Source organism: Nocardiopsis halotolerans DSM 44410, from assembly GCF_000341065.1.
GTDB lineage: Bacteria > Actinomycetota > Actinomycetes > Streptosporangiales > Streptosporangiaceae > Nocardiopsis > Nocardiopsis halotolerans.
In genome coordinates this window covers 1-18,948 of sequence record NZ_ANAX01000007.1, presented here as the reverse complement: position 1 = coordinate 18,948, position 18,948 = coordinate 1, and the positions used below count along the sequence as shown (strand labels likewise).

Genomic DNA, 18,948 nt, shown 5'->3' with positions numbered 1-18,948 from the left:
GCACGTGCCGACGGCCGGGAGGCGTGATCCGGCACGCGTCCGCCCGGCCCGCGCGCCCCGTGGCGCCTTGCGGGTGCCCGCACCTCCTGAGATCCTGCCCGCTACACCGCCGGGAACGCGGCTCCCGCGTACGCGGGAGCCGCGCGGCGTACCTCTCCCCGAAGTTCTTGAGCACGCGGCCACAACGCCGTCTGGAAGGGACACCGTGACCGACCTACACGCCACTCCACAGATCGCCCGAGAGTCGGGAACCCTCTCCATCGGCGGCGACCTGCCGGTTCACCGCCTGGGGTTCGGGGCGATGCGGATCGTCGGCGAGGGGGTGTGGGGACCGCCCCGTGACCGGGACGAGGCGCTGGCGGTCCTGCGTCGTGCGGTCGAGCTGGGCGTGACCTTCATCGACACCGCCGACTCCTACGGTCCGCAGATCAGCGAGCAGCTGATCCGGGAGGCCCTCTACCCCTACCCCGACGACCTGGTCATCGGCACCAAGACGGGGTTCGCGCGCACCGGCCCGGCGCAGTGGTACCGGTTGGGCCGCCCCGAGTACCTCAAGCAGCAGGTGGAGCTGAGCCTGCGCAACCTGGGCCTGGAGCGGATCGACCTGCTCCAGCTGCACCGCATCGACCCGGAGGTGCCGCTGGCCGACCAGCTCGGCGCCCTGGTGGAGCTGCGCGAGCAGGGCAAGATCCGCCACATCGGGCTCAGCGAGGTGAGCGTGGACGAGCTGTCGGCCGCCCGCGCGATCACCCCCGTGGCGTCGGTGCAGAACCAGTACGCGCCCTCCTTCCGCCACTCCGAGGACGTGCTGGAGCAGTGCGAGAAGGACGGGACCGCGTTCCTGCCGTGGGCGCCTGTCGGACGCGGCGAACTGGCGGGGCCGGAGTCGCCGCTGACCGCGATGGCCGCCGAGCACGGGATCACCCCGGTGCAGCTGTCCCTGGCCTGGCTGCTGCACCGCTCGCCGGTGATGCTGCCGATCCCGGGAACGTCGCGGGTGGCGCACCTGGAGGAGAACACGGCCGCCGCCGCGGTGCGCCTGTCGGAGGCCGAGACCGAGCGCATCAGCCAGTACCTCGGCACCTGAGGCCGCTCTCCCGACGTCGCGGCCCCCGGGAGGCCCCGTAGCCGCGCTTCCCCCACCAGCGCCAGGAGGGGTTCGCCCGGGCCGGTCCGCCACTGTTCCCGGTCGGCTGGGCCCCGCGACCGAAGCGGCCGGGCGCCGGACGCGAACGCGCGGCCCGCCGGAGGGGATACCGGCGGGCCGCACGCGTCTCGGTCAGCTCGGGCGCAGGCGGAAGACCTGCAAGCGCATGTCGTAGTACTTCTCGGTCTCGCCGACCCACTCCATGCCCAGCCTGCGCGCCACGGCGATCGCCCGCTCGTTGTGGGGGCGCGCGACCGCGAAAACCTCCTCGATCCCCTGTTTGAACGCCCAGGAGATGATGGCCTGGCTCGCCTCCGTGGCGTACCCCTGACCCCACACCTCCGGACGCAGCGCCCAGGTCAGCTCGAAGTCCTCCTCGAAGGGCGGGAGAAGCTTGAGTGAGAGTCCTCCCACCAGCTGTTCGTCCTCCTTACGGACGATGGCCCAGCGTCCCGCGGGCGGAATCAGGTTGGGCCCCGCCTCGATCCAGGCGTGCAACACCGAGCGCATCGCTTCGGTGTCGTTCACCGCATGCCATTCCGGCGTCAACCAGTGCGCCACCTCGTCGGCCCCGTAGATCTGGAGGGCCTCCTCGGCGTCGTCCAGGTGCCACTCCCGGATGAGGAGTCGGTCGGTTGGCAACTCAAGGCTCATAACACCACCGTAACCCGGGACATACCACCACGACAGGGGGGAGGGTCAACGGACTGGATTCCCGGCGGGACGGGTCCGCGGCCCCACACGGAACGCCCGGAAGTGGTACTCAGACCCCGGAGTCACGGGCTCTTTACAGGGGGTATCACGACGGTTAGGGTGGCCTCCATGCCTGGGAGCGCTCCCAGAACTCCGCCCGCGCCGGGAGTCCTGGCAGGCGGAAACGGGCTGGTGAAAAGGATTCGCGACGTCCCGACTCCCGTTGCGATACTGGACAGCCCGGACCGGGCTCCGTCGCGCGCGCGGCGGGGCCCGGTCACGTGTCCGTGCGTTCCCGCGCCTTCCCGCCCCAGGAGTCAGCCGTGCAGTTCGTCCGCGATCCCCACCACGACGGATCCCCCGACCACGTCAGCGTCGAAGACGGCCGGGTGAGGCTGCGCGTACGCGTGCCCGGGGGCGCGGACGCGGTGTACGCCCACGTGGTGGAGGACGGCGAGGGCCTCATGTTCCGGGCCGAGAGAACGCGGGCGGTGGGCGACACCGTCTGGTTCGAGGCGACCGTGCCGCTGCTCCCGGTGGTCACCGGCTACCGGTTCGCGATCGTGCGCGGCACCCGGTACACGTGGCTCAACCAGGAGGGCGCCCACGAGCACGAGGTCACCGACGCCGCGGACTTCCGGGTGGTCAACGGCCCCCAGCCGCCCGCGTGGGTCACGGGAACGAGCGTCTACCAGATCTTCCCCGACCGGTTCGCCCGTGACGACGACTCCGTCGAACCCCTGGCCGAACACCCCGACTGGGCGCTGCCCCGCTCCTGGGACGACGAGCCCGCCGGTTTCGGCGCGACCGCCTCCCGCGAGTACTTCGGCGGCACGCTCGACGGGGTGCGGCGCCGCCTGGACCACCTGGCCGCGCTCGGCGTGGAGGTGGTCTACCTGACGCCCGTCTTCCCGGCCCGGTCCGCGCACCGCTACGACGCCTCCACGTTCACGGAGGTGGACCCGCTGCTGGGCGGCGACCGCGCCCTGCGGGAGCTGGCGCGGGCCGCGCACGAGCGCGGCATGCGGGTGATGGGCGACCTGACCACCAACCACACCGGGGACGCACACGAGTGGTTCGTGGCCGCCCGGGCCGACGCGGACTCCGCCGAGGCCGGGTTCTACTACTTCACCGACCACCCCGACGAGTACGTGGGCTGGCTGGGGGTGCGCAGCCTGCCGAAGCTGGACTACTCCTCGCCCGAGCTGCGGCGCAGGGTCTACGGTGCGGACGACTCGGTGCTCGTGAGCGGGCTGACGGGGCCGGACCCGCTGGACGGTTGGCGCATCGACGTGGCGAACATGACCGGACGCAGGGGCGCGCAGGACCTGAACCGGGAGGTGGCCGGGGAGATCGCCGCACGGATGCGCGAGGTGGACGCCGAGCGCGGCGGCGACGGGTCGTGGCTGCTGGCCGAGCACTTCCACGACGCCGGTCCGGACACCCACCACGACGGGTGGCACGGGGTGATGAACTACGCGGGGTTCACCCGGCCGGTGTGGACCTGGCTGAACACCGCGCCCGAGGGGGTGCACTACCTGCACACGGACGCGCCCCTGCCGAGGAGCGGGGCCGACCAGGCGGTGCGGGCGGTGCGCGCGGCCAACGCCGGGATGCCGTGGCGGGTGCTGACGCACAGCGTGAACGCCCTGAGCACGCACGACTCGGCGCGGTTCCGGACCGTGGTGGGCGGTGACTCCGGACGGCACGAGGTCGGGGTGGCGGCACAGGTGACACTGCCGGGTGTGCCGTTCGTGTTCGCCGGCGACGAGATCGGTATGGAGGGCACGGACGGGGAGAACTCCCGCAGGCCGATGCCCTGGCACCGCCCCGAGGCGTGGGACCGTGAGGCGATGAACGCCCACACCCGTCTGCTGGCGCTGCGCAGGGAACTGCCCGCGCTCCAGACCGGGGGGCTGCGCTGGCTGGACGCGGGGCCGCACCACATGACGTTCCTGCGCGCGCTCGCCGGTCAGGTGGTGTTGGTGCACCTGGCCGACGGTCCGCACGGGCGGCTGTCGGTGGACTACGCCGACCTGGACGTCACCGGCCTGGAGGCGGTCGCCCAAGGCGGCGGGGTGGGCGCGCGGACGGACGGGGCGGTGGAACTGAGCGCGGACGGGCCCGGCTACGTCATCGCGGTGAGCGTCTGAGCGTTACGCGGCCTGGGCGGGGAGAGGCCGTCTCCGGTGCCGGGTACGGCCTCTCCCCCGGGTCCGCGTGGGCGGGCTCGTGTCAGCCCTGCTCGTGGCCGGTGGTGAACGAGGTCAGTCGACGTCCCCACCGGTGACGAGGCGGCGCGCCTCAAGTCGGGCCCTGTGGCGGTCCCTGCGGTTGCTGGCCCTGTTCAGCTCGCCCATCTCCCTCTTGGCGGCACGCCCGTGGTCGCCCGCGCAGCAGGGGCTGCCGAACCGGTCGAACAGCCACCAGCAGTGCGTGTCCAGCTTCTCCCGGGTCGGTTTCGGAGGCAGGTCGCAGGAGCCGTGGCGGTGATCGTGCATCGGCCGGGGGTCATGCTCCGCGCAGCGCACCCACAGCGGCTTGGTCCTGTCCGTACGGGACATCTCGCTCCTTCGGAGCCCGCCGCCCGTGCTCCCGGTCCCTCCGGGCGGGCGGCCGGGGCAACCGCTCCATGGCGAGATCACGCTCCTTCCTCGGGCCGGGGCACCGTCCCCTCGCCAGGGGACGCCCAGGAGGGTACACGCGGGCGGTGGTGCCGTCCACGGTTCCGGCACGGCTGGCGTCAGGAGTCCCGGGGCAGGACGGCGTGGACGTCCTTGGTGATCCGGGTGGCCACGTCGCCGGCCCGGCCGACGAAGTAGAAGTGCCCGCCCGGCAGGAGGTGGTGCTCGACCGGCCCCTCGGCGTGGTCGTCCCAGGCGGCGAGTCGCTCGGGTGGAACGCCGGGGTCGTCCTCGCCGCCGAAGACCGACAGCGGCACGCGCAGCGGCGGGGTGTCGGGGTCCGGACGCCAGCCGTCGACGAGTCCGAGGTCGGCCCGGATCAGCGGTTCCGCCGCCTGCCACTGGTCGGGGTCGGCCAGGGAGCGGGCGACGGCTCCGCCCATGCGGGCGACGCTCTCGCGCAACCGGTCGGAGGTCATCAGGTGGCGGGGCTCGTCCCGCTCCGGTCCGGGGGCCGGGCTCCACGCCGACGCCCCGAGCCAGGCGGGCCGCGCGGGGCCCTCGGCGGCCAGCAGGTGGGCCAGTTCGTAGGCCACCAGGGCGCCCATGCTGTGTCCGAAGAGCCCGAAGGGGCGGTCCAGGGCGGGCGCGAGGTGCCCGTGCAGGTGACGGGCGAGGTGCCCGGCGTTGCGGAAGGGCGTCTCCCGTTCCGCGGTTCCGCGTCCGGGCGCCTCCACCAGGCACACCTCCCAGTCCGCCGGGAAGTGGCGCACCCATGAGCGGTAGCCCAGGGACGACCCGCCCGCGTGGTGGAGCAGGAAGAGCCGGAAGCGGGCGTGGGGGACGGGTCGGGGCCGGGTGAGGACGCCCTCGTGCACTGGTGGTTTCCTCGCTGTCTGTGTCCGGAAGCGGCCGTACGGCCATCACGACACGGCGAACTTACCAGTCGGTAGTACCGACGGGTAACAACGTTTCCCGCCCCCGAAGACGTGCTTCCCCTCCCGGAACACGCGGGAACGCCTTCGCTCCCCCATCCCCTGCCCCGAAGCCAGCGTGAGGCCACGTGACTTCCCTCTCCCCGGAACGCCCCCGGCCACGGGGAGGAAGGCCAGGAGGGCCCCGGGCGCGTCCCTCCGCTCAGCTGAGCGCTGCGGCGGTGAGGGGAACGCCCCGCGGGTCGCGCGAACCGTGACCGACGCCCCACGGGTGGCCGGCTCCGCCACCGCCGAAAACCAGTCGCCGGATCCGTGGGGCCACCGGCACACTGGGGGGCGTTTCGCACCCCCGGAGGAGGCCCACGATCGGTTCACCCCCGCTGCCCGAAAGCCTGCGGCACCGGGGGTTCCGGACCTTCCTCACCGCCAGGGGCGCCAGCGAACTCGGCTCGGAGATGCTCCCCGTGGCCCTGGTCGGCCTGGTGCTGGCCGAGCACGGGCCGCTGGTCCTCGGCCTGGTCCTGGGGGCGCGCGGTGTCGCCGGAACCCTGTTCGTCCTGTTCTCGGGCGCCCTGCTGGGCAGGGTCCGCAGATCCACGGCGCTGGCCGCCAACGACCTGGTCCAGCTCGCGGTCATGCTCGGCTTCGCTTTCGGCCCCGGCGACACCGCCTGGTTCCTGTGCCTGGCCGCCCTCAGCGGTGTCGCCGGATCGGTGGGCGAGCCCGCCGCCGGGTCGGTCATGCCGCTGCTGGTCCCCGGGCACCGGCTCCAGGAGGCCAACGCCCTGCGTAGCATCGTCGGGCGCACCATGGGCGTGACCGGCCCCGCCGTGGCCGGGGTGCTGGTCGCCCTGCTGGAGGCGCGTACGGTCCCGCTGCTGATCGCCGGTGCCTTCGCGGTCGGCGCCGCCGTGATGCTGTGCGTGCGTGAGGCCCCGCCGCCCGCCGAGTCCTCCACGACGATGGGCGCGAACCTGCGCGCGGGGCTGCGGGAGGTGGTGCGGCGGCCCTGGGTGTTGGCGATCATCGCGGTGGCCACCGTACAGGCACCGGCCACCCTCGCACCCGGGTTCACGCTGCTGCCGATCGTGGTCGCCGACGCCTACGCCGCGCCCGTCTACGGGCTGGCGCTGTCGTGTATGTCGGCGGGCCAGCTCCTGGGCGGTGTGGTCGCCGCGCGCTGGAGTCCCCGGCACCCGGGCCTGGTGTCCCTGGCGGGCGTCCTCGTCTATCCGCTGGTCCTGCTGGGCCTGGCCGCGACCGTGCCCGCGTGGCTGCTGCTGACCGGCTACGCCGCCACCGGCGTGGGCTTCATGCTCTTCGGCGTGTACTGGTACACCGCCCTCCAGTGGGCGGTCCCCCAGGACCTGCTCGGCGTGGTGATCGGCGCCGACCAGGTGGGCAGCTTCGGGCTGGAACCGGTCGGGTACGCGGTGTCCGGTGCCCTCGCCGAGGCGGTCGGCCCCCGTCCCGTGCTGGTCGGTGCCGCCGTGGTCGGGCTCGTCACCACGCTGGCCCCGCTGGCCGTCCCGGGCGTGTCCCGCCTGGCCGACTCCCCCGGCGACGACGGAAACGGCCGTTGACCCCCGCCCGGACCGACCGCGACGACGGCATCCGGTGCCCGCGCGTACCGTCGGCCGGTGCGAGGACCGGTACGAGAGGGCTTCCAGCACGTCCGCTCCGGCTTCGACGTCCTCCGGTTCGAGGAACCCACGGCCGGGAACGCGCCCCGCGCGGATCCGGCCGCGCGGCCACGGGAGGCGCGCCCCCTCCGTCCCGGGCGGAGCACCCGGCGGCGGACCCTCAGCCGCCCACGCGACCGCGCAACCAGCCCAGGGCCGCCGCCGCGGACCTCTGGACCCCCTTGGCCACACCGGTCAGCCGACGGCGCCACGCGGGCACCGCGGTCTCGGCCCGGGGTTCCGCCGGAACCTCGCCCGTCCCCGAGACCTCGGCCAGGGCGACGCGCTCACGCAGGCGGCCTCTGACCTGCTCGGGGGTGTAGGCACGGCGCTGCCGCTCGGACCGGGCGATCACCGCGCCGGTCGCGGCGACGCCCACGAACGCGGCCACTCCAAGAGCTTTCCACCAACGCATGTGCCTAGGCTAACCGTGTGGCAGACACGAGCATGTCCCTGAGCGAGGCGCTGGAACTCACCCGGACCGGTGACGTCTGGGTCTTCCGCGGCACCAGCGCCGCCGACCGCGCCATCCAGATCACCACCAACAGCCCCGTGAACCACGTCGGCATGTCCATCGTGGTGGAGGACCTGCCGCCGCTGATGTGGCACGCCGAACTCGGCCGCTCCCTCCAGGACGTGTGGACCGGCAGGCACCAGCGCGGCGTGCAGCTGCACGACCTGCGCGACGCCGTCCTGGTGTGGGGGCGCAGGTACGGCCAGCGCGGCTGGCTGCGCCAGCTCGAACCCGTCGCGGACGACGCGATGGAGGACGCCGCCCTGCGCACGGTCGCCCGGCTCGACGGCACCCCCTTCCCCTCCACCACCCAGATGGCCGCCCGCTGGGCGCGCGGACGCCTGCCCCTGCGCCGCATGCCCTTCGGTGGCCGGTCCCGCGAGCACACCCTGGAGACCGCCTACTGCGCCGAGGTCATCGCCCTGACCTACGAGGCGATGGGGTTGCTGCCCGGGGGCAGGCACCCCGGGTACTACGACCCGGGGCGCTTCTGGAGCGGGGACTCCCTGGAGCTGGAGGGCGGCGCCTCCCTGGGCGGGGAGATCCGCGTGGACCTGCCCGACGAGTGACACGGCCGGAACCGTTGCCGGTGTGGGCGGAGTGCCCGACCTCGAACGGTCTCGCACCCACAGCGGGGTCGGGGCGCCGAGGCGCGCCGTGAACACGAGATCACGGCGGACGGGGGACAGACCGGTGAACCTTTCCGATCACCGTGTCGGGTCCCCGGCNCTCGGAGCGACCTGGCCTCCCGGCCGGTCAGCCGAGCCGGAAGTCGGCCACCCGGATCGGCGTGGAGGGCTCCGATCCGGCCTCCTGGTAGAGGACGGACAGCACGCCCTCGGAGGCCACCCGGGACCTGTCCACCAGCACCTCGCCGAACGCGTCGACGTCCGCGCCGTCGTACACCATCGTCCACTCGCTCCACCCGGTGTCGGCGGTGGCGGCCATGATGCGGCCGAAGGGCATCACCACGTAGGCCGTGTCGTCGGCGGTGAGCACCAGCTGGGAGCGCCCGAAGGCGTTCAGCGGCTCGGGCAGCTCCACCTTGTGCCAGGTTCCGGCCTCGTCCCGGTGCAGGTGGAAGACGCGCCCCTGCCGCCTGCGGTCCTCGACGAAGTCGGTCGAGCAGTGCCCGAACCGGCCCGGACGGTAGCTGACGACCACGTGCGGGTTGCCCGCCGAGTCGGTCGCCTGCGACTCCTGGTTCATGAGCGCGTAGTCGGGCGGCAGCGGGTCCACGACGTGGCCCGGCGTGTCCACCGACACCCGCAGGCGGGTGCCCGTGACCGCGGCGAGCCGGGCGTCGTCGGTGCGCCAGGTGCGTCCGCCGTCGTCGCTGTACACGTACCCGGTGTCGTGGTTGGACAGCCCGCCGGGGTGGCACAGGATGTCGCCGCCCGCCGCGCTCTCCCGCCACGTGAACGAGGCGTGCAACCGGCCCTCGTCGTCGTAGCCGATCCCGTGCAGGTACATGTTGCGGCTGTGGCTGACCGCGCCGTTGGCCTCGTAGGCGCCGTCCGGTGAGGACCAGGCGCCCAGACCGGTCCACTCCCCGTCGGAGTACTCGGCGAGTTCCTGGGTCCCGTCGCCCGAGCCCCCGGTGCGGTAGGCGAACTGGAGTCCGCCGTCGGGCGTGGGGACGAAGCGGGGATAGGTCATCGACCCGAGGTCCAGGCCCGCCAGGTCGCGTTGGACGGGCTCGAAGGAGTCGGCGCTCCAGGGCGCGTCGCCCGTGACCAGGCCGGGGACGGAGCGCGTGTAGTGGATCGGGTTGTTGTGGGTGTCCATGCCCACGTGCAGGCGCCCGTCCTCGGCGGAGACGCCCAGGGAGATGGAGTTGTGCGAGTCGTTCCGGCTCAGCTCGTGGGGCAGGCGGATGGTCCGCCACTCCCCGTCGCCGCCGTCGAGGGAGCGGCGGGCGAGGACGGCGTGGCGGTCCTCGGTGTACCAGGCGGCGTACTGGTACCGGCCGTGGGTGAGGATGCCGGACTGCTGGTAGGAACCGTTGTTGACCAGGCCGTCGTAGGAGACGAAGTACAGGGCGTTCTCGTCCAGGGTCCGGCTGCCCAACGGTGTGGCCGAGGGCGTGTCGGCGGCCGTCGTGGCGGTGGTCGTGTCGGCCGCGGTGGTCGCCGGAGCGGCGAGGGCGGCGGTCAGGGTCAGCGCCAGGACGCCGGAGGCGCGTCCGGCCAGGGCGCGTAGCGGGGAGCGGAGGGTGGGGGGCAACGCTGTTCCTCGTTCGTTCGTGATCCGTTCCGGTCGGCCCCGCCGAAGGAGCCCGCCGGACTGGTCGGCGACGGGCCGGTCCCGTCGCGGTCGTGTGTGCGCCCGAGGTGGCTTCTCGGGGTGTCAGGGAAGGTGGAAGATCTCGATCAGCGGCACCATGCCCTCGTCCGGGCGTCCGGGCAGGTTCTCGAAGAACGGCGCCATCTCGGCCTGCCAGCGGGCGTTGACCTCGGTTCTGGCCATCGCGGCGCGGGCGGCCTCGAAGTCCTCGGTCTCCAGGTAGCCGACGACCGTGCCCTCCTCGGTGCAGAACAGCGAGTAGTTGTGCCAGCCGGTCGCGCTGAGGGCCTCGCGCATCTCCGGCCACACCTCGGCGTGCCGTTCCCGGTACTCGGCGAGGCGTTCCTTCCTGACCTTGAGGACGAAGCAGACGCGCTGCACGGGATTCCTCCCTGGAGGTGGAGACTGGACGAAAAACGACAGAACATGACGGATCTGTGCAAAGTTGTGCTGATTGATGCACACCGGGCCGGGCGAGGTCGCCCGGGCCCGGTTTCCAGGCGCTCGGAGGGCTCCGGGGCCGCCTCCGGTCGGGAGGGCGGCCCCGGAAGGCGGGCTCAGAAGTCGAAGTCGTCGACGTTCTCGGCGTCGAAGATCTGCGGCGGGCCGAGCACGACCTCACCGTCGGTCTCGAACGTGAACTCGCCCAGGCGCCCGGCCTCGAAGGTCTCCCCCTCGGCGCCGGTGATCTGCCCGGCCTTGAGCGCGGCGCCGGTGTACCCGGCCAGGTAGCCCAGGTCGTTCGGGTTCCACAGGGCGAACTGGTTGACGGTGCCGTCGTGCACGAACTCGCGCATCTGGTTGGGGGTGCCCAGGCCGGTGACGGCGACCTCGCCCTTGTACTCGGACCCGCTGACGTAGCGGGCCGCCGCCGCCAGGCCCACCGTGGTCGGCGCCACCACGCCGCCCAGGTCCGGGTGGGACTGCATGAGGCCCTGCATCTCCTGGAAGGACTCCAGGTCGTCGTCGTTGCCGTAGACGGTCTCGACCAGCTCCAGGTCGGCGTACTCCTCCTCCGCGAGCACCTCCTCCATCGCCGCGATCCAGGTGTTCTGGTTGGTGGCGTTGGGGGTGGCCGACAGCACCGCGAAGGTGCCCTCGCCGCCCAGGTCCTCGGCGATCATCTCGACCAGGGTGCGGCCGATGAGCTCGGTGGAGGACTGGTTGACGAACACGTCGGTGCAGTTGGCGTTGGAGTCGTAGCCGACGACGGCCGCGCCGTTGGCGCTGGCCTCGTTGAGCGCCGGGCAGACCGCGTCGGGGTCGTTGGCGGCGATGACGATGACGTCGCTTCCGGCCTGGCTGGCGGCGTTGATGTACTCCACCTGGGAGTCTGCCGTGGCCTCGGTGCCGCCGCGCTCGGTGGGCGTTCCGCCGAGTTCCTCGACGGCCTCGAAGCCGCCCTGGTTGACGATCTCGAAGAACGGGTTGTTGAGCTGCTTGGGCAGGAAGTCGACCCTGAGGCCCTCCGGGATCTCCGCGTCCGGGTTGGCGGTGCCGGTCGGCCCCGTGTCGTTGCCCTGCTGCGCGTCCTCGATGGTGGTGCCGCCACCGCACGCGGCGGTCATCAGCACGGTCAGCGCGGACGCGGCCAGGAACAGCAGGCGTGGACGTGTGTGGGTCATGATGCTTCTCCCTTGGTGGGGGCGGACGCGGCCGACGGAGCGGGCGTCGGTTCGGAGGGGGGCCCGGGGACGGGAGCGCGTCTGGCGCGTACCCGGGCCACGAGGTTGGGGGTGACGACGGAGGCGATGAGGATCAGGCCGGTGACGACCTGCAACACCTCGCTGCTGATGCCGAACAGCTGGAGGGCGTTGCGGATGGCGCCGAGCAGCACGACGCCGCTCATCACGCCCAGGATCGAGCCGATCCCGCCGAAGATGGACACCCCGCCGAGCAGGACGGCGGCCACGACCTGGAGTTCCAGGCCGAAGGCGGTGTCGGCGCGGGAGGTGCCGTACTGGAGGGTCCAGAAGAACCCGGCGCTCCCGGCCACCACGCCGCTGAGCGTGAACAGCCAGAACTTGGTCCAGCGCACCGGCACCCCGGCGAAGTGGGCGGCCTCGTCGTTGTTACCGATGTCGAACAGTGAGCGGCCGACGGCGGTGGCGTGCAGCAGCACCCCGAACGCCACGGCCAGGACCAGGATCGCCACGGCGATCCACGGCAGCCCCTCGATGCCCAGGAAGGGCGCGCGTACGCCGCCGATCCAGCTCTGGGGGTAACTGGCCACGGCGCGGTCGCCGAGCAGCACGTAGGCCAGGCCCCGGTACAGGGCCATGGTGCCGATGGTCACGGCCAGGGACGGCAGTCCGCACACGGTGACCAGGAACCCGTTGAGGGCGCCCAGCAGCGCGCCCACGGCCAGGCAGATCCACAGGGCCGTCTCGATGGCCACCCCGGCCTCCCACAGCACGCCCAGGGTGGCGCTGGTCAGGGCCAGGGTGCTGGCCACCGACAGGTCGATCTCGCCGGTGATGACGATGAGCGTCATCGGCAGGGCCATCAGGGCGATGGCGGCCACGCTCAGCAGGAGGAAGTCGATGTTGCGCCCGGTGGCGAACATGTCCACGAACAGTCCGGCCGCCAGCAGCGTGACGACGAGCGCGCTCACGACCGGCGTCTCGCGGGCCGACAGCAGCGAGCGGATACGGGACGCGGGACGGTCCCCCGCCCGGTTCGGGGCGCCCTTGGGGGCCCGGTCCGGGGCGGGCGCGGTGACGGTGTTCTCAGGCGCCACGGGCACCTCCTCCTCGAAGCCTGCGCGCGGTACGCAGCGCGAGCAGCCGGTCCAGGCCGATGGCGGCCAGGATGAGCGCGCCCACCACGGCCTCCTGCCAGAACTGGTTGACCTGCCAGATGGGCAGTGCGGCGGTGATGGTGGTGAGCAGGACGGCGCCGAGCGCGGCGCCGTAGACGGTGCCCACGCCGCCCGCGATGGCCACGCCGCCGACCACGGCCGCGGCGACGACCTGGAGTTCCATGCCGGTGCCCACGGTGGAGTCGACGGTGCCGTAACGGGCGGCGAAGAGCACTCCGGCGAGTCCGGCCAGGGCGCCGTTGGCGGCGAAGGCCAGGGTGACCCGGCGTGCGGCGGGGATGCCCGAGAGCCGTGCGGCGTCGGCGTTGGAGCCGATGGCGTACAGCTCGCGGCCCGAGCGGTAGCGGGCGAGGTAGAAGCCCACGACGGCGACCACGGCGATGGCGATCGCGGCGGGCAGGGGCACGCCCAGGACGCTGAAGCTGCCCAGGAGCAGGAAGGACGCGGGCATGTCGTGGGCGTTGACCTGTTCGCCGCCCGCCCACCAGTGGTTGAGGCCGCGGTAGGCGTACAGGGTGCCCAGGGTGACGACGAGGGCGGGGACCTGGACGGTGGTGACCAACAGGCCGTTGACCAGTCCCGCGACCAGGCCGATGCCGATCCCGGCGAGCATGGCGACGGGAATCGGCAGGCCGGGGAAGGTGACGAAGAGCAGGCCGGTGCCGAAGGCCGACAGTCCCATCACCGAACCGACCGACAGGTCGACGTTCCTGGTGATGAGGACGAGGGCCTGGCCGACGGCGAGGACGGACAGGACGGTGGCGCCCAGGAACAGGTCGTGTACGCCCTGGCTGGACAGGAACCCCGGGTTGTACAGCCAGGTGGCGACGAGGATGATCACCACGGCCAGGAGCACGCCGAGTTCGCGGAACTGGATCTGGCGGCGTGCGGAGCGTCCCTTCGGGCGGGGCGGGGCTCCGGCGGTGGAGGTTTCCGGGGCGGTGGAGGTGTCCGCGCCGGTGGCGCCGGACGCTTGGGGTGTGTGGGGTGCGTTCATCAGGCGGCCTCGTTCGGTCGCTGTCCGGTGGCCGCGTACATGACCGACTCCTCGTCGGCCTCGTCGCGGTCGAGTTCGGCGGTGACGCGTCCCTCGTGCATGACCAGGACGCGGTCGGCCATCCCCAGGACCTCGGGGAGTTCGCTGGAGACCATGACGATGGCCAGCCCGCGTCCGGCCAGGGTGGAGAGCAGGCGGTGGACCTCGGCCTTGGTGCCCACGTCGATGCCGCGCGTGGGTTCGTCCACGAAGAGCACGCGGGGGTCGGTGGACAGCCACTTGGCCAGGACGACCTTCTGCTGGTTGCCACCGGAGAGGGTGGAGACCGGGTCGGTGATACGGCCGAACTTCAGGCTCAGGCGCTCGCCCCAGTCGCGGGCGGAGTCACGTTCGGCGCGCGGGCGCAGCAGTCCCAGGCGGCTGAGCGGCCAGCGCCGGGTGGCGGTGGCGTTGCGCTCGATGGAGGACTCCATGACCAGGCCCTGCTGGCGGCGGTCCTCGGGGACCAGGGCGATCCCGGCCGCCATGGCGGCCCGGGGCCTTCCCGGCGGCAGGGTCTCGCCGTTCACGCGGACGGTGCCCGCGTCGTAGCGGTCCACGCCGAACACGGCGCGGATGACCTCGCTGCGTCCGGCGCCGACGAGGCCGGCCAGGGCGACGATCTCCCCGGCGCGCACCTTCATGGACACGTCGGCGAACACGCCGTGGCGGGTCAGGCCGTCGACCTCCAGGAGGACCTCGCCGCGTTCGGCGTCCTCCTTGGGGTAGAGGCTGGTGACCTCACGGCCGACCATGCGGCGTACGACGGTGTCCACGTCCAGGTCGGAGGTGGGGTCGCAGGAGACGAACGCGCCGTCGCGGACCACGGTGACGCGGTCGCACAGGGCGAAGACCTCGTCGAAGCGGTGGGAGATGAACAGCAGCGCCGCGCCGGAGTCGCGCAGGGTGCGGGCGACGGTGAACAGGCGCTCGGCCTCCACGCCGGACAGCGCGGCGGTGGGTTCGTCCATGACCAGGACCCGTGCCTGACGGGTGAGGGCCTTGGCGATCTCCACGAGCTGCTGGTCGGCGATGGACAGGCCGCGCGCGGGGCGGTCGGGGTCCATGTCCACACCGAGGCGGGTGAAGGCCTCCTCGGTGTCGCGACGCATGCGGGCGCGGTCGATGGTGCGCAGGCGGGTGCGGGGCTGGCGGCCCACGAAGATGTTCTCGGCGACCGACAGGTCGGGGAACAGGGTGGGTTCCTGGTAGATGACCGCCACCCCTGCGCGCTGGGCGTCCACGGGCGCGGCGAACCCGGTGGGCGAACCGTCGACCAGGACCTGTCCGCCGTCGGGCCGGTGCACTCCCGCTATGGTCTTGACCAGGGTGGACTTGCCCGCCCCGTTCTCGCCCACGAGCGCGTGGATCTCCCCCGAGCGCAGTTCCAGGGACAGTCCCCGCAGGGCCCGGACGCTCCCGAAGGACTTGGTGACGTCGACCAGTGCGAGGGGTGGAGGGACCTCTGCTGGGTCCACGTGCGCCCTCCTTCTTCGAAGCCGGTCCGGCGCGGCTCACGCCGAACACAGCAAAAACGTTTTAATATGATGAGGATGTTAAGTGCCACACACACCACCGTCAAGAGGATCACCAGGAATCCGCAGGTATCGCCCTGATAACGAGCTCCCGCCTGGTAAGCCCTTTCCAGCACCCGAGAGACCTGGCGACGCTCCCGGCGAGCGGCTCATTGACACGTTTCAATCCAGGTGTGAGCATGAAGCTCCGGACCGTGGAAACCCCGCTGCCGCGGCCGGATCAGTACGATGCCTCGCGTCGCCTCTGACGGCCGCTTCGCACATGCACGGGAGAAGCCCCTTGTCCACCAGGTCCCGAACCGCCCGCCGCACCGTGGGCATCACCGAGGTCGCCCGGCACGCCGGGGTCTCCCCCGGAACCGTGTCCAACGTACTGAACCGCCCCGAGCGGGTCGCCGAGGCCACCCGGCTGCGGGTCGAGGCGGCCATCGCCGAACTCGACTACGTGCGCAACTCCTCCGGCAGCAGCCTGCGGTCCGGGCGCAGCGAGTCGGTGGGGTTGCTGGTGCTGGACGTGACCAACCCGTTCTTCACCGAGGTCGCGCGCGGGGTGGAGGACGAGGCGGCCGAGTCGGGGCTGGCGGTGGTGTTACTCAACTCGGCCGAGGCGCGCGAGCGGCAGCGGCGCAACGTGCGGTTGCTGGCCGAGCAGCGGGCGGCGGGGGCCGTGGTGATGCCGATCGACGACGACCTGTCGGACCTGGTGTGGCTGAACCGGCAGGGGACCGCGTGGGTGGCCCTGGACCGGGGTGATGTCGCCGAGGACGTCGGGTGCAGTGTCAGCGTGGACAACCACGCCGGGGGGATGGCGGCCGGTCGGCACCTGATCGGGCTGGGGCACGAGAGGGCGACGTTCCTGACGGGACCGTTCGCCATCGAGCAGGTACGGCGGCGGCACGAGGGACTGCGGGCCGCGTTCGAGGAGGCCGGGCTGGACCCGGACGCGTGCGTGCGGGTGGTCGAGCAGCCGCTGCTCAACCCGGAACAGGGTGAGCGCGCGGTGGACGCGGTGTTGGCCGGGGGGCCGAGGCAGCGGCCCCAGGCGGTGTTCTGCGCGAACGACCAGTTGGCGCTCGGGGTGATGAAGGGCCTGGGGCAGCGGGGACTGCGGGTGCCCGAAGACGTGTCGGTGGTGGGGTACGACAACGTGGACTTCGCCGATCTGGTGCACCCGGGGCTGACGACGGTGGCGCAGCCGAAGTACGAGCTGGGCCGGACGGCGATGCGGCTGCTGAACTCGGAGCTCAACCACGGGGAGCACGTCCACGAGCGGGTGCTGTTCACCCCGGAGCTGGTGGTGCGGGGTTCGACGGCGGCCTACCGGGACTGAGCCGCCGTCGGGAGGCGTCCGGCAGGGGAAGGCCCCTGACGCGGGGCCCCTGACGCGAGGAAGGCCCCCGTTCCAGGAGGTGGAACGGGGGCCTTGCTGTCTCAGGGAGGGGGGTTACGTCTCGGGGCAGGGATCACGCCTCCGGGAGGAGTTATCCCCGGTCTGACGCCAACGGGGATAGGAGGGAGGTCCACTCGCGGCGCTCGAAGCCGAGGTGGCCCAGCTCCCGGTTCTGCGAGTCGCGGACCAGGGTGTCCCGGCCTTCACCCACCTCAACACAGTGAGCACCATCGTTGCTGTACGAACTCTTGTGCCACTCGCGCATAGAGCAACCTCTTCAAAGCTTGCTGGTGACCACCAAGGAGGCCCACTCGCGGCGGTCGAAACTGAGGTGACCCAGTTCCCGATTCTGAGTGTCCCTGACATCAGCGCCTGACACGTGCTCACGCGCTTCCACGCAAGATTCAGCACCCGACGAATACGAACTTTTGTGCCATCTGCTCACAGCAGCTTCTCCAGAACCTCTCGTGACTGAGCAGTGGGGAGAGCACTACCCAGCGCGCGCTTGACCAGACCATGGAGTCGGTCATACCCGGTCGTTTCCTGGTAGAAGACGTTACCGCGAACATGATCCGCACTCGCGGCCTTCCCACCGTCTCGCAGATGGAACATCAGCAGCATGCTGGTCACGCCAACCAAGATGGAGCCCTCTGGAACCAGATGGACCATCACCTTCTCCCTTCGGGAAACAGACAGAAGGTGCGCAACCTGCTCCTTACGGACATCGTCAGGAACACACGTCAGCGCCGTAACGGGGAACACAGCAACCACATCCGGATCGTTCTTGCTGACCAGGTACTGGTAGCGAGCGGAACGGAGCGTTACCAGCCGTTCGATCTCCTCCGGAGACCCCGGATGAAGCCCTTCGCGCATGACGAGCCGAAGATACCGGGAGGACTGAAGCAATCCAGGCACCACATGAGGAGATATCAGCTCAATCGTCTCTGCTGCTTCCTCAAGACGTCCCATATCGTGCATCCAAGGAGGAAGGCCACCAGAGGTCGCAAACTCCCACGCAGAAACCAAGCGGCCGTTGACATCCAACGCTTCGTCCACCCTCTCCACATCATCCCGCATTGGGGTTACATGACCGTTTTCCCAACGCGAAAGAGTGGAGGCGGAGCAGTTCACGAGCGAAGCAAGCTTGCGAAGTGTATGGCCCGCCTGATTGCGCTCATGCGCGAGGATTGCCCCGAATTCCTGTTCCATCATAGCCCTAAGGCTAGCCACAAAGTTGCATGAACAACCATTCCTTTTGGGTTAGAGCGCACTTACTGTGGAACACAGACCTCAGGCCGAATGCTGGAAACATGAACGGAATCAAGAAGCCTTCCGAAGACATGTTCGCCGCAGCCATCGCCGCATTCGAAAACCAGCGGGGCCTGATCTTCAGCATCGAGTGGCGCCGTTTCCCCTGGTCCCACGGCCCGGAGGTCGAGCGGGCGCTCGTCGGTCCCTCCTACCTGGGCAACGTCGCGATCGGCCTCAAGGACGGCTGGTCGTGGAGTTACCAGGACCAGAGCGGCAGGTGGAAGTACGTGCAGCGTGACCGACTCGACATCCTCGTCGAGGCCGTCATCTGGGACCGTGCGGGATTCAAACCGCCGCTGCCGAGCCGTTCCGCATACCGGCAGATTCGCGGAACAAGGTGAGACCTGGCAGACAAAAGCCGCACAAGCGGCATAAAATTCCCAGGATCCACCGCCATGTGCATTTCCGACAAGAAATGACACCTCGCGTTTCAGTAACCCTCGCCACACCCGTCACATGTCCACTGGCCGGGCATGGCAAAGCTCTGGCGAGCGGAATCAGCGCTCCCAGAGCACGGCCAGCACCTCACAAGCTTCACGGAAGAAGGATGCCGACATGGCCGTTGTGCCGCAGCCCGACTCCCCCACCCGTATCCGCCAGGTCCTCAACGCGCCCCGGGGACAGCGCTTCGTCCGCCCCAGCAGTCCCAGCAGGCCCAAAGGCGCCAGCCACACCACCGGGGCCGAGAGCCCGACCCGGGAACAGCTCCTCCTCACCCAGATGCGCGACAACCCACGCGTGGCCTACCGACTGGAACACGGCGAACTCCCTCCGTGGATGCACATCCAGTCAGACCGCATCCTCCAGGTCCAGGCCTCCCGCGCCTCCCGCACCGCGCGTTCCCGCAACACCGAGCCCGTCCGCTCGTCCCGCCAGCCAGCACCGCCCGTTCCACGCCCGCGACCGGCACCCGACGACACCCCTCGGCGGCCTCTTCCCCGGCGCCCGCGTCGCCACCGCAAACCCCGCCGCCG

Annotated in this window: 20 protein-coding genes; 7 read left to right on the top strand and 13 right to left on the bottom strand. The window is 71.3% G+C overall.

Annotation, left to right across the window (positions count from 1 at the left end; translation table 11 throughout):
- Nucleotides 1-205: 205 nt before the first annotated feature.
- Nucleotides 206-1,087, top strand: coding sequence for an aldo/keto reductase (locus D455_RS0100350; protein ID WP_017568773.1), 882 nt, complete (start codon nt 206-208; stop codon nt 1,085-1,087).
- Between the two features lie 192 nt (nt 1,088-1,279).
- Here the strand turns inward: D455_RS0100350 and D455_RS0100345 are convergent, their stop codons facing one another.
- Nucleotides 1,280-1,801, bottom strand: a complete 522-nt coding sequence (locus D455_RS0100345; RefSeq protein ID WP_017568772.1) for a GNAT family N-acetyltransferase — start codon at nt 1,799-1,801, stop codon at nt 1,280-1,282.
- A 362-nt stretch (nt 1,802-2,163) separates the two neighbouring features.
- On the opposite strand from D455_RS0100345, the gene D455_RS0100340 reads away from it, so the two are divergent.
- Nucleotides 2,164-3,993: a glycoside hydrolase family 13 protein gene (locus D455_RS0100340; protein WP_026122168.1), complete on the top strand. Its 1,830-nt coding sequence runs from the start codon at nt 2,164-2,166 to the stop codon at nt 3,991-3,993.
- A 114-nt stretch (nt 3,994-4,107) separates the two neighbouring features.
- Here the strand turns inward: D455_RS0100340 and D455_RS0100335 are convergent, their stop codons facing one another.
- Together D455_RS0100335 and D455_RS0100330 are read right to left on the bottom strand one after the other, a co-directional pair.
- On the bottom strand, nt 4,108-4,404 hold the full coding sequence (locus tag D455_RS0100335; RefSeq protein WP_017568770.1) for a hypothetical protein: 297 nt from the start codon (nt 4,402-4,404) through the stop codon (nt 4,108-4,110).
- A gap of 179 nt (nt 4,405-4,583) precedes the next feature.
- On the bottom strand, nt 4,584-5,342 hold the full coding sequence (locus D455_RS0100330) for a thioesterase II family protein (RefSeq protein WP_017568769.1): 759 nt from the start codon (nt 5,340-5,342) through the stop codon (nt 4,584-4,586).
- 386 nt (nt 5,343-5,728) lie between these two features.
- Between D455_RS0100330 and D455_RS0100325 the strand changes: the two genes are divergently transcribed.
- Nucleotides 5,729-6,982 (top strand): MFS transporter, encoded by a 1,254-nt coding sequence (locus D455_RS0100325; protein ID WP_394296609.1) that lies wholly within the window; start codon nt 5,729-5,731, stop codon nt 6,980-6,982.
- A gap of 220 nt (nt 6,983-7,202) precedes the next feature.
- On the opposite strand, the gene D455_RS0100320 is transcribed toward D455_RS0100325, so the two are convergent.
- On the bottom strand, nt 7,203-7,472 hold the full coding sequence (locus D455_RS0100320) for a hypothetical protein (protein ID WP_017568767.1): 270 nt from the start codon (nt 7,470-7,472) through the stop codon (nt 7,203-7,205).
- A 56-nt stretch (nt 7,473-7,528) separates the two neighbouring features.
- Here D455_RS0100320 and D455_RS0100315 point away from each other — a divergent pair, with 56 nt between their 5' ends.
- Nucleotides 7,529-8,164, top strand: a complete 636-nt coding sequence (locus D455_RS0100315; protein WP_017568766.1) for a hypothetical protein — start codon at nt 7,529-7,531, stop codon at nt 8,162-8,164.
- A 187-nt stretch (nt 8,165-8,351) separates the two neighbouring features.
- Here the strand turns inward: D455_RS0100315 and D455_RS0100310 are convergent, their stop codons facing one another.
- From D455_RS0100310 to D455_RS0100285, 6 genes are all read right to left on the bottom strand, one after another.
- Nucleotides 8,352-9,821, bottom strand: a complete 1,470-nt coding sequence (locus D455_RS0100310; protein ID WP_017568765.1) for a BNR repeat-containing protein — start codon at nt 9,819-9,821, stop codon at nt 8,352-8,354.
- 123 nt (nt 9,822-9,944) lie between these two features.
- Nucleotides 9,945-10,262, bottom strand: coding sequence for an L-rhamnose mutarotase (locus tag D455_RS0100305; RefSeq protein ID WP_017568764.1), 318 nt, complete (start codon nt 10,260-10,262; stop codon nt 9,945-9,947).
- Between the two features lie 176 nt (nt 10,263-10,438).
- Nucleotides 10,439-11,506 carry a rhamnose ABC transporter substrate-binding protein gene (gene rhaS / locus D455_RS0100300; protein WP_017568763.1) on the bottom strand — a complete coding sequence of 356 codons (1,068 nt, stop codon included), beginning with the start codon at nt 11,504-11,506 and terminating at the stop codon, nt 10,439-10,441.
- Nucleotides 11,503-12,627, bottom strand: a complete 1,125-nt coding sequence (locus tag D455_RS0100295) for an ABC transporter permease (protein ID WP_017568762.1) — start codon at nt 12,625-12,627, stop codon at nt 11,503-11,505. The genes rhaS and D455_RS0100295 overlap by 4 nt, the downstream gene beginning before the upstream one ends.
- Nucleotides 12,611-13,699 (bottom strand): ABC transporter permease, encoded by a 1,089-nt coding sequence (locus tag D455_RS0100290; protein WP_017568761.1) that lies wholly within the window; start codon nt 13,697-13,699, stop codon nt 12,611-12,613. Before D455_RS0100290 ends, D455_RS0100295 begins: the two co-directional genes overlap by 17 nt.
- On the bottom strand, nt 13,699-15,216 hold the full coding sequence (locus D455_RS0100285; protein WP_017568760.1) for a sugar ABC transporter ATP-binding protein: 1,518 nt from the start codon (nt 15,214-15,216) through the stop codon (nt 13,699-13,701). The genes D455_RS0100290 and D455_RS0100285 overlap by 1 nt, the downstream gene beginning before the upstream one ends.
- Before the next feature lie 337 nt (nt 15,217-15,553).
- On the opposite strand from D455_RS0100285, the gene D455_RS0100280 reads away from it, so the two are divergent.
- The gene (locus tag D455_RS0100280; RefSeq protein WP_017568759.1) at nt 15,554-16,603 is read left to right on the top strand and encodes a LacI family DNA-binding transcriptional regulator; all 1,050 of its coding nucleotides are present in this window, start codon (nt 15,554-15,556) and stop codon (nt 16,601-16,603) included.
- Between the two features lie 151 nt (nt 16,604-16,754).
- Here D455_RS0100280 and D455_RS32375 read toward each other — a convergent pair whose 3' ends face one another.
- Genes D455_RS32375 through D455_RS0100275 form a run of 3 tightly spaced genes read right to left on the bottom strand, consistent with a single transcriptional unit; the run spans nt 16,755 to nt 17,875 of the window.
- Complete coding sequence (locus D455_RS32375) at nt 16,755-16,928, bottom strand: DUF397 domain-containing protein (RefSeq protein ID WP_017568758.1); 174 nt, start codon at nt 16,926-16,928, stop codon at nt 16,755-16,757.
- Between the two features lie 12 nt (nt 16,929-16,940).
- Nucleotides 16,941-17,108, bottom strand: a complete 168-nt coding sequence (locus tag D455_RS32370; protein ID WP_083922085.1) for a DUF397 domain-containing protein — start codon at nt 17,106-17,108, stop codon at nt 16,941-16,943.
- Nucleotides 17,105-17,875 carry a helix-turn-helix domain-containing protein gene (locus D455_RS0100275; protein ID WP_026122166.1) on the bottom strand — a complete coding sequence of 257 codons (771 nt, stop codon included), beginning with the start codon at nt 17,873-17,875 and terminating at the stop codon, nt 17,105-17,107. The genes D455_RS32370 and D455_RS0100275 overlap by 4 nt, the downstream gene beginning before the upstream one ends.
- Before the next feature lie 98 nt (nt 17,876-17,973).
- Here D455_RS0100275 and D455_RS0100270 point away from each other — a divergent pair, with 98 nt between their 5' ends.
- Together D455_RS0100270 and D455_RS28760 are read left to right on the top strand one after the other, a co-directional pair.
- Nucleotides 17,974-18,315: a hypothetical protein gene (locus D455_RS0100270; RefSeq protein WP_017568756.1), complete on the top strand. Its 342-nt coding sequence runs from the start codon at nt 17,974-17,976 to the stop codon at nt 18,313-18,315.
- Between the two features lie 214 nt (nt 18,316-18,529).
- A partial coding sequence (locus D455_RS28760; RefSeq protein WP_051064551.1) for a hypothetical protein occupies nt 18,530-18,948 on the top strand: 419 nt, incomplete at its 3' end.